Source organism: Peribacillus sp. P4_D6, assembly GCF_056401795.1.
Map to the genome: position 1 here is coordinate 1 of NZ_JBFUIQ010000128.1, position 10,453 is coordinate 10,453.

General features: G+C 43.0%; 9 protein-coding genes and 1 pseudogene. All 10 read right to left on the minus strand.

Annotated elements, in window-relative coordinates; genetic code table 11:
• A pseudogene (locus AC1DVB_RS22445) lies at positions 1-505 on the minus strand (primosomal protein DnaI); the annotation flags it as partial.
• On the minus strand, positions 492-1,904 hold the full coding sequence (locus AC1DVB_RS22450) for a replication initiation and membrane attachment family protein (RefSeq protein ID WP_477591041.1): 1,413 nt from the start codon (positions 1,902-1,904) through the stop codon (positions 492-494). The pseudogene AC1DVB_RS22445 and the gene AC1DVB_RS22450, both read right to left, overlap by 14 nt.
• 64 nt (positions 1,905-1,968) lie before the next feature.
• Complete coding sequence (nrdR, locus tag AC1DVB_RS22455) at positions 1,969-2,430, minus strand: transcriptional regulator NrdR (RefSeq protein ID WP_034309080.1); 462 nt, start codon at positions 2,428-2,430, stop codon at positions 1,969-1,971.
• A gap of 269 nt (positions 2,431-2,699) precedes the next feature.
• Positions 2,700-3,080 (minus strand): adenosylmethionine decarboxylase, encoded by a 381-nt coding sequence (gene speD / locus AC1DVB_RS22460; RefSeq protein WP_034311443.1) that lies wholly within the window; start codon positions 3,078-3,080, stop codon positions 2,700-2,702.
• A gap of 355 nt (positions 3,081-3,435) precedes the next feature.
• Positions 3,436-4,473: a glyceraldehyde-3-phosphate dehydrogenase gene (locus AC1DVB_RS22465; protein ID WP_057276696.1), complete on the minus strand. Its 1,038-nt coding sequence runs from the start codon at positions 4,471-4,473 to the stop codon at positions 3,436-3,438.
• Between the two features lie 158 nt (positions 4,474-4,631).
• Complete coding sequence (coaE, locus tag AC1DVB_RS22470) at positions 4,632-5,231, minus strand: dephospho-CoA kinase (RefSeq protein ID WP_057276697.1); 600 nt, start codon at positions 5,229-5,231, stop codon at positions 4,632-4,634.
• 22 nt (positions 5,232-5,253) lie between these two features.
• Complete coding sequence (gene ytaF, locus AC1DVB_RS22475) at positions 5,254-5,886, minus strand: sporulation membrane protein YtaF (RefSeq protein ID WP_057276698.1); 633 nt, start codon at positions 5,884-5,886, stop codon at positions 5,254-5,256.
• Positions 5,887-5,965: 79 nt separating this feature from the next.
• The gene (gene mutM / locus AC1DVB_RS22480) at positions 5,966-6,796 is read right to left on the minus strand and encodes a DNA-formamidopyrimidine glycosylase (protein WP_034309092.1); all 831 of its coding nucleotides are present in this window, start codon (positions 6,794-6,796) and stop codon (positions 5,966-5,968) included.
• A 19-nt stretch (positions 6,797-6,815) separates the two neighbouring features.
• Complete coding sequence (gene polA / locus AC1DVB_RS22485) at positions 6,816-9,440, minus strand: DNA polymerase I (protein WP_477591044.1); 2,625 nt, start codon at positions 9,438-9,440, stop codon at positions 6,816-6,818.
• Between the two features lie 127 nt (positions 9,441-9,567).
• Positions 9,568-10,453: protease modulator HflC (gene hflC / locus AC1DVB_RS22490; protein ID WP_477591046.1), on the minus strand; the 886-nt coding region annotated here is incomplete at its 5' end.

Genomic DNA, 10,453 nt, shown 5'->3' on the forward strand with positions numbered 1-10,453 from the left:
ATATATACAAGCCTTTTTGCCTTTTACCCGGCTCATATTCCATAATGAACGACATCGCTTTACTTAGGACAGACAAGCGTTTGTTTTCATTATCTGTTTGGGTAAAATCTTCAATGCTGGCCTTTAAAATATCCTTCGGTACATACAGGCTGCGGATCAGCTTTTCCCGTTTCCGCTTTTCATCCTCTGCCAATTTCCTCGGGCAGACTTCATAATGCAGGTTCAGGGCTTTTCCTTGCACCACCAATTTAGGATAATACCCTTGCATCATATTGATGCAGCCATCCAAGCTCGGACATTTATCACACTTATTGCTCTGTGAAGTGAACTCATAAAGCTTCCCCAAGTTTTTATCAATCATTTCCTTCGTGACCGTCGAGCTGTTGGCATTCATGAATAACCGCACTTGTTCGTTTTCAAAAATCTCCTGTTTCAGCTTTTCATAACGCTGTTGAAATTGATTTGTATTGGCCAATTTATTAAGGGACCTATTAATCTTTTCCATCGTTCATTTCACCTCCCGCTTTCCACAGCTTCCATTTCTCCAGAAGTTCGCGTTTTTGGGCATCCAATTCAGGCTGTTCCGCATTCTGCTCCTGCTGTGCTTCTTCTTTTTTCTCAAGCCACTCAGGAACCACTTCTTCCCGTATCGCCTTTTTCCGGCTGCCCTTCGCAGCATTCCTGCTTCCTTGAGCCCAGTCCTGATATTTCCTATGTTCATTTTTGGCCAGTTCCATCGCCTCGACGACTGTTGAGACCTTTAGCCGTGCCCAATGGCCTGCCAGCTTTTCCACATAACCCTTCGTGAACTTCATATCCGTTTTGAGCATGACATATTCAATCAAGACATTGACGACACCCGGATTCAGCTTTTGGTTGATCATCACGCCCTCAACCACTTTCAAATCACCGCTTGACGGCTCTGCACCGCCAGACAATTGCATCAGCCGCTCCCTCGGGGAAATCGTCTCCAAATGACGGATTAACTCTTGTTCCTTTGTTTTCGGTTCTTCTTTTTGTGTCCGTTCACGAATTGGCTGCACCCGATTGACAAGGGAAGGCATATCGGCCTGCCGTTCGATCTGGTACCAGTCCCTTGCCGCCTTTCTAAGCAATTCCTCATCAATCTCATCATCCAATGAAACGGCATCCATTACTAGTTTTTGCATTTCCAGCGGATCAATGCCATATAAAAAAGCGAGTTTGGCAATCGTACTTTTTATTTTAGGAGTAAAAGCCTTTTTCGGCACGATCGAGGATTTCATCCCGGCAAATAAAAGGTCAAAATCGAATAAGTCATCAAACCCCGATGGCTCAACGCCTTCCGCCCGATCGATGTATTGCTGTTCAGGCACCGGTTTCCATTCGTTTTTCGCTTCATCCGTTACATATAAAGAGTCCAAATGGTCTGATGAGAATACTTCCGCAAAAGATTTAGTCACACCTTCATATTGATCGGTTAAGATATGGTCATCACAAAAGAACCTCTTTAACCGGTTGAATTGAGCTTTACCGATTTTTTTGTATAAGTAAATATTCAGCATTCCATCCGTGAAAAACTGCTGGGGTGAAAGCGGCGGGTTTAACTCATAAATGAATTCCTTCGTTCCATTTTTCGATTTCTTATATACATTCAACAGGCCGATTCCTTCAAGTAAAAGGCGTGCTTCGTAAATATCACCTAACTTAAGGCCGATGGTATTCATTAATTGATAATGCGAGGAGGTTTCCGACCATAGCCTGTTTTCCTCCAACTCACTCCATAACGTCATATATAGGCTAATGCAGATAGGTCCAATAAGAGGTTGATATAGTCGGGTAAGTATTTTCCGATCATAATCATGAAGCAGCCCCGCAGATGAGACCAGATATGAATCAGCTGGGAGCAATTCTTGCCAATGCATTGACATCTCCATTCAAACCTTTCAAAAGATGTAGTGAAAAAAGAGCCAAAGTGAATCTTCAGCTCTACTTTCTTTCTTTATTTATTAAATCTTTCAGTTCATCAATAAAGACATTGATATCTTTAAATTGTCGATAGACGGATGCGAACCTTACATAGGCAACCTCATCGACTTCTGCCAGCTTGTCCATTACCATTTCGCCGACACTGTCGCTTTTCACTTCCGATATGCCCTGGTTGCGTAGTTCTTTTTCTACATAACTGGTAATTTGCTCTAGTTCTTTCAAGGGAACCGGACGTTTTTCGCAAGCCCTGATTAAGCCACGCAGGATTTTATCACGACTGAACTCTTCACGTGTCCCGCCCTTTTTCACTACAATAAGCGGTGTTTCCTCCACCTTTTCAAATGTCGTGAATCGAAAACCACATGCCTCACATTCACGGCGTCGTCGAATCGATTTACTTTCATCGACTGGCCTGGAATCGAGCACTCTTGTTCCGTTATATTGACATGATGGGCATTTCATCATTATCAGCTCCGTATTTTATGTAGGACTCCCCTATCTAAATGTTCCCCAAGGAATTACTTCTCTATCTTAATCTTATATTAAAAGGAACGGACAGTACAAGTAAAAAGTGTAACTTCCGGCAGCAGGCACTTTTTGTTCTGCCGTTGAAGCACCGTTGCCAAGGGCATTGTGCTTCAAGGCAATCCTCTCCAATAAAGTGAATCAGACTGCCGATTCATTGCATTAAAAAAGAGATGCACCCATGGCATCTCTGTGTATACATTTTTTTATAGGGCACTTATATTGGCTTTTTTCATTTGTACAGGACCTAATCCACGTGGTAATTCTATGTTTTCACGTGTTTGCGCATTCAAAGCTTCTGCAATATAATCTGCCGCAATATTCGGATCCAAGTTACCGCATGTATAGACATCAATGCTCGCATAGCCGTGTTCTGGAAAACTGTGAATCGTTAAGTGTGATTCAGAAATGATGACAACCCCGCTGACTCCTTGTGGAGCAAATTTGTGAAAGGCAACTTCTCGTACCTCTGCACCTGATTTCAAAGCAGCGTCAACAAAAATCTTTTCAATTAAATCGATATTGTTCAGTTTTTCAAAGTCACAACCCCAAAGTTCAGAAATGACATGTCTACCCATTGTTTCCATAGTGTAAGCTGTTTCCATATTAAGCTTCCCCCTTACCATGATTTAAAAATAAGTTCTGATAACTACCACGGGGGAAAGTTAGTCCAAAGAGGTCCTAACCCTTTAAGTAGCCATCATGCAAACCGTTTTGAAGAAGTTCACGATTCATAGTATATATGGTTTGAATTTTTTTTGCAACTCCAAATTGAATTTTTGGAAAGATAAACTTTATATGTAATGGGGATATAGCGAAGGTTCCAATGTGGAGCAAATTCCGTCTTTTGTTTATTCAGTGCCATAAAGCAGCCGGGAATTCATGGATCACTGCATGAAAAATAGCCCGCTAAAAAATCTTAGCAGGCTCGGGTTTTTCATTTTATTTTACTGATAATTCGACTTCGGACATTTTTTTCAACTCGGAGCCAACCAATTTTACAAGGTCCACTACACGATTGGAGTAACCCCACTCATTATCATACCAAGCAAGGACCTTCACTTTCCTGTCCCCGATCATCATCGTTGTCAATCCATCGATGATTGCAGAGTGTGGATTCGTTTTGAAATCACTGGAAACTAAAGGTTCCATCGTGAATTCCATGATTCCTTTGAGTTCATTTTCTGAAGCATCGATGAAGGCTTGGTTCACTTCTTCAATCGTGACATCACGGTTCAAATCCACAACAAGATCGACTAAAGATACGTTTGGTGTCGGTACGCGTATCGCCATTCCATGAAGCTTGCCTTTTAATTGCGGCAACACTAGTGAGATGGCTTTTGCTGCTCCTGTAGTCGTAGGAATCATGCTTTCCGCAGCGGCACGGGCACGTCTCAAGTCTTTGTGCGGGTTATCGATATTATTTTGATCATTTGTATAAGAATGTATCGTTGTCATTAAACCGTTGTTTATGCCGAATTTTTCATCAAGCACTTTTGCAACAGGTCCAAGGCAGTTCGTTGTACAAGATGCATTGGATATGACGAAATGCTTGTCAATTTCCAGCACCTCCTGATTCACTCCCATTACAATGGTAACGTCTTCATTTTTACCCGGGGCTGATAATATTACTCTTTTTGCTCCTGCGTCTAAATGAAGAGCCGCTTTAGAACGATCATTGAATTTGCCAGTGGCTTCAATTACAATATCTATGTTCATCTCTTTCCAAGGCAATAGCTTTGGATCGCGGTTATTTATTAGTTTTACTTGGCGGCCATTCACTACTAGTGAATCATCTTCAGCTATAATGATACCGTCGAATTTACCATGTATCGTATCATATTTTAGTAAGTGTGCTAAAGTTTCAGCTGGATAGCTTGCATTTATGGCAACAATGTCCAAACTCTCGTCTAATATGGCTTTTCGGAAAACCATTCTTCCAATTCTCCCAAATCCGTTAATCGCTATTCTTGAATTCATTGTTCGGACCCTCCAGAAATATTAGTGTTATACTTATTACCTTTCACATGTAATTAGTATAACATAATTCAGAGGAATTGTGCTAATAAAAATGCGGATTGTTCTTATTTTTTCAACATAAAAAGAAGAAACCGGGCGGTTTCTTCTTTTTATCATGATTATATGACATACCATTCGCTAAGTACGGCCTTCACTTGCCGCTTCGTTTCATTAATGTCACCATTATTATCGATGACGGCATCCGCTAAGGCCTTTTTATCGGCCAAGGGCATTTGCGAATTGATCCTGGCAAGTGCCTCCGTCTCCGAAAGACCATTCCTATTCATTAATCGCTTCAATTGTACTTGCTCATCCACATAGATCAAAAGCGTCTTATCCACCATGAATGTCAGCTTGCTTTCGAATAGGAGCGGAATATCCATGAACACCGTTTCTTCTCCTGATGATAGTGCCGCTTCCGTTTTCAGCCGCATCCAATTCCTGACGGCAGGATGCACGATGCCATTCAACAGCAATCTCTTTTCTTGATCATTAAATATGATCGACCCAAGCTTTACGCGATCTATATTCCCATCCGTCAATAAGATATCTTCTCCAAATGCTTTCACAACTTGGTGATAGGCTTCTTCACCTGGCTCAACGACAGCACGGGAAGCCAGATCTGCATCGACAATCGTGAATCCAAGTTCCTGTAAATAGAGGCTGACGGTGCTTTTCCCACTGGCAATGCCTCCGGTGATTCCGATGATTTGTCCCATAAGCTCCCCCCTTTTAACCTTATCATAACTTGAATAAACCGATGATAATCAATAATACACCTGGGAGAAAGGTCAAATGCTGGACAACTTTATTATTTGAAAGCAATTTTCCGCTTTGAATTCCGCTCCAAATGAAAATCGAACTCATAACAGCGATGCACCCTGCGAGGATGATCGGTGAAATCCCGATCATAGCCGCTCCAACTCCGGCCCCGAACGCATCCAGCGAAAGTGCAAACCCCAGAACAAGCGCTTCAATACCTGTTATCGTACCTGATTTATCAAAATCGGCATTCAATGGTTTTTGTAAAATATTAATGACTACCCCAAGTGATTTAATTTCAAAATTAAAGATGATCTTTTCATGATATCTATCATCTTTCCAATCCTTTTCAGGCTTAAAATACTGGTATACCATCCAGGCACCAAGAAAAATGAGGATGATGCCGCCTGTTTTTTCAGCCGCCCCGATAGATATGAGCTGACTGATGAATTGTCCGATGACCATCGCTATACCTAAACTCAATGCAGAACAAAATGAGATGACCGCTATTGACCTTAAGGGGATTTTCATCTTCCGCATACCGAATGTCAAACCGACGCCAAATCCGTCAATACTAACTGCAAAAGCGAGAAAAATAATTTGTAGCCACATCGGAATATTACTCCTTCCCTACTCGTTGCTACCCTAGTATATGGAAGGAGCCCATCCGATGTGTTTGAATAAACATGACCTATTTTAGCGGCTGGCATGACGGACAAATATGTGTGCCGCGTCCTGCAACAACCAGTTTTTCAAGTGGCGTGCCGCATGTTTTGCAGTTCTCGCCTTTTCGTCCATAAACATTCAGTTCCAACTGAAACATGCCGATTTGCCCTTGGGAATTAATGTATGAACGAATCGTGCTTCCGCCCTTTTCCACAGCTTCACCTAACGTCGCAATGATTTCAGCATGCAACGTTTCGATTTCCTGCAGCGAGAGTGAAGATGCCATTCTCTCCGGATGGATACCGGAACGGAATAACGACTCGTCCACATATATATTCCCAATCCCGACGACAACGGTTTGATCAAGGAGAACGGGCTTGATTTTCCTGTTGGTTCTTGCCAACTTCGCACGAAGCCCTTCGACAGTAAAATCTTCGGATAACGGTTCAGGCCCTAAGTGCAACAGGGGCAACTGTTCAAATTCTTCCCCTTTGGCAAATAGATGCATCGTTCCGAATTTCCGGACATCCCTGTACCGAAGTTCACTGCCATCCGTGAAAGTGAAGATCACATGGGTATGCTTATCATACGGCTCTTCTTTTGGATGAACGCCGTATTTCCCTTCCATTCTTAAATGCGAAACCATCGAATAATCATCCAAGGTGAAAATGAGGAACTTGCCCCGACGGCCTATTGCAGAAATCGTCTGCCCCCTTAAGGCATCCTGAAACTGTTCGACAGGCTCAGGCGCTTTAATGATCTTTGGCCAGAAAACGGACACTTCCTTGATCTCTTTTCCGAGTACGAGCTGCTCTAACGTTCTTCTGACTGTTTCCACTTCTGGAAGTTCTGGCATTGCAATCACCTATCTTTTATTATTTGGCATCAAACCATGTTGGCCCGAAAGCATAATCCACTTTAAGGGGCACGTTCAATTCAATGGCATTTTCCATTTCCTCCGGAACGATCACTTTAAGGATTTCGAGTTCCTCAGGAGGGGTTTCAAAAATCAATTCATCATGAACCTGTAGAAGCATTCTCGTTTTGAGCCCTTCCCTTTTCAGGCGTTTATTCATGTTGATCATGGCAAGCTTGATGATATCAGCGGCACTGCCTTGAATCGGCGTGTTCATCGCTGTCCGTTCGGCAAAACTCCTGATGTTGAAATTCCTGCTTGTTATCTCAGGTATATATCGCCTTCTTTGCATCAGAGTCGTGCTATATCCTTTTTGACGGGCCTCATGTATGCTTTCTTCCATATATTCCTGAACACCTGGAAAGCTTCGTAAATACTTCTCGATGAACTCTCCAGCTTCTTTTCTCGTGATTCCAAGACTTTGCGATAGTCCGTAATCACTTATACCATAAACGATTCCGAAGTTGACCGCTTTGGCATGGCGCCTCATGTTCGAGGTGACTTGATCTGCCGATACATGGAATACGTCCATGGCTGTCCTTGTATGGATGTCCATCCCGGCCTGGAATGCTTCCACCAATCCGCCGTCATTGGCGATATGCGCCAGGACACGTAATTCGATCTGGGAGTAGTCGGCAGCAAAAATGATCCAATCCTTTTCGGAAGGAATGAAGGCCTGCCTGATTTTCCTTCCTTCTTCCAGTCTGATCGGGATATTCTGGAGATTGGGATCTGTAGAACTTAACCGGCCGGTCTGGGTCAATGCTTGGTTGAACCGGGTGTGCACCTTGTCCGTTTTGCCATTGACCACTTTAAGCAATCCTTCAATGTAAGTGGATTGCAGCTTACCAAGCTGGCGATACAGCAGTATTTCCTTAACGATATCATGCTTGCTCTCCAGTTTTTCCAGCACATCGGCCGAAGTCGAATAACCTGTTTTGGTTTTCTTCATGACCGGAAGCTCCAACTTTTCAAACAGGATGGCCCCAAGCTGTTTAGGTGAATTGATATTGAACGCCTCTCCAGCCAATTCGAAAATTCGCGCTTCGATATTTCTTAAGCGAATGGCTAATTCCTGTCCCATGTTTTTCAGTCGGCCTATGTCCACCTTGATTCCCTGCCATTCCATATTTGCCAGGATGATCGACAAGGGCAGCTCCAGTTCCGTAAATAGGTGATACTGCTCGAACTCTTGCAGCTTATCTATCATCGGTTCTTTCAGAGAAAAGATCGCCTTCGATTTTCTGGCGATATGCTCCCTCAATTCCGCTTCCTCAGGTATTTTGCGTTTTGCACCTTTTCCATAAAAAACATCATCTGTTTCAAGCCGGATAGTACCTTGGGTTTTCGTGATTTCTGCGACTTCGTCCACTGACTCTGCCGGATCAAGGATATAGGATGCCAAAAACACATCAAAATCGATGCCTTTTATTTCGACTCCCCGATGACGCAGTGCCACGACCGTACGCTTCGCATCGAAAACCGTTTTCTTTTTTGTTTCATCCTCTGCCCAGGATTTAAATGCATCGGAACTCAGAGCATCCTCTCCATTGAAGTAAAAATGACCTTGTTCATTACTGATGGCGATCCCTATTATGTCGGCTCGATGATAATTATCTTCTAAAATTTCAACATACAAGGCACTTTCATCTGCAAACATTCCTTCTGTCATTTCAGCAGTGTGCACCTCTATCTTCTCCTGTTCAAGCGGTGCGCTTTCCGTTACATCCAATTTATCGAGTAAAGTCGAAAAACCAAGCTCCTTATAGAATGAGATGACCCGATCCTGATCCATGCCAGTGTACTCGGTCTCGTTAACGGAAACTTCAAGCGGCGCTTCCCTCGTTATCGTAGCCAGCTCTTTGCTTAATAAGGCCAGGTCTTTATGTTCTTCAATTTTCTCTTTCAATTTTTGTCCACTTACCTCATCAATCGACTGCAGAAGGTTTTCAACCGTTTCAAATTGATGCAATAATTTAAGGGCAGTCTTTTCACCAACACCCGGAATACCGGGGATATTGTCGGAGGCATCTCCCATCAGCCCTTTTAAATCAATGATTTGCAAAGGGGATAGACCGTATTTTTCATGTATATGCTTTGGAGTGTATTCCTCAATTTCAGTAATCCCCTTTTTCGTGATGGAAACTGTCGTACTAGGGGAGGATAATTGCGTTAAATCCTTATCACCGGAAATGACCTTCACTTCAAAACCATCTTTTTCCGCTTGTAAAGACAGCGTACCGATAATATCATCGGCTTCGTAGTTCTCCAGTTCATACCTTTTTATTTGAAAACAATCAAGCAGCTCCCGAATGAAAGGGAATTGCTCGGATAATTCTGGCGGCGTTTTTTGGCGCCCCCCCTTATATTCTTTAAATGATGCATGCCTGAATGTCGTTTTACCCGCATCGAATGCCACAAGTATGTGCGTTGGCTTTTCTTCTTCAAGAATGCGGTTGAGCATCATGGTGAATCCGTACACGGAATTCGTATGGACCCCCTTATCATTATTCAAGAGCGGAAGCGCAAAAAACGCACGGTATGCAATGCTGTTTCCATCTATGAGCACTAGCTTTTTATCCAAATCCGTCTTCCTCCAGTCATACAGGTTTATGTAGTTATAGCTTCTATATAAAAACGCAAAAAGCCGTTCATTTTCCTTCTCTATTCTACCATGAGTAGAAGCGGAAAGAAAAATGACGGCATCAAGGTTATTTAGTATTTCCCATCAACAAGCTGGCATAAGGGGAATCAGAAGGCAGAATGATGACCGTTTGATCTCCAATCGTTTTCTTGTATGATTCAAGAGTCCGGTATAGTTTATAGAATTCGGGGTCTTTGGAAAACGATTTATTATAGATTTTCGCTGCTTCCCCTTCCCCTTCTGCCCTGATCACTTCTGCATCAGCCTCCGCAGTAGAAAGCAGTTCCTTCACTTTCCGATCGGTATCCGCAATGATACGGTTTTTCTTCGCATCACCTTTGGACAGGTATTCTTGCGCTTTCGATTCCCGCTCGGAAATCATCCTCTTGAAGACGGATGCTTCGTTTTCGGAAGGCAGGTCAGTCCGCTTGATCCGGACATCCGTCAAGCTGATTCCATAACTGTCCTTTTGCAGCAAATCGTTGACTTTTTCGGTTATGCGGTCGTTTAAACTTCCCCTGGATGACTTCTCATCATTGATGATCTCATCATAATTCAGCTGGCCCAGCTCTGAACGAACTGCCGAATAGATGAACTCTTCCATTTTCGTTTCGGCATTCTCAAGTGTCCTTGCATTTGTAATCAATTTCTTCGGATCTTCTATTCTCCAAACTGCATAGTTATCGATCAGCATCCGTTTTTTATCTTTCGTATTGATTTCCGCTTCGGAAACATCGGAAGTCATCTGATACTTCGGTAAGGTCATGATACTCTGAATGAATGGCACCTTCGCCTTCAATCCCGGAGTCTTATCGATCCTTACCACCTCACCGAATTGGCGGACGACCTTGTATTCGCCCTCTTTGACGATATAGACATTGGTGAAGATGATTAGCAACAGCGCGATGAAAATAATCAGGAAAATGCCGATTCTCACATAGCCCCTCCAATGA

Bases quoted from the DNA above. Each gene is read 5' to 3' on its own strand.
- speD (WP_034311443.1), bottom strand. From the start codon at position 3,080: ATGGAAACAATGGGTAGACATGTCATTTCTGAACTTTGGGGTTGTGAC.
- mutM (WP_034309092.1), bottom strand. From the start codon at position 6,796: ATGCCAGAACTTCCAGAAGTGGAAACAGTCAGAAGAACGTTAGAGCAG.
- AC1DVB_RS22465 (WP_057276696.1), bottom strand. From the start codon at position 4,473: ATGAATTCAAGAATAGCGATTAACGGATTTGGGAGAATTGGAAGAATG.
- coaE (WP_057276697.1), bottom strand. From the start codon at position 5,231: ATGGGACAAATCATCGGAATCACCGGAGGCATTGCCAGTGGGAAAAGC.
- ytaF (WP_057276698.1), bottom strand. From the start codon at position 5,886: ATGTGGCTACAAATTATTTTTCTCGCTTTTGCAGTTAGTATTGACGGA.
- AC1DVB_RS22450 (WP_477591041.1), bottom strand. From the start codon at position 1,904: ATGCATTGGCAAGAATTGCTCCCAGCTGATTCATATCTGGTCTCATCT.
- nrdR (WP_034309080.1), bottom strand. From the start codon at position 2,430: ATGAAATGCCCATCATGTCAATATAACGGAACAAGAGTGCTCGATTCC.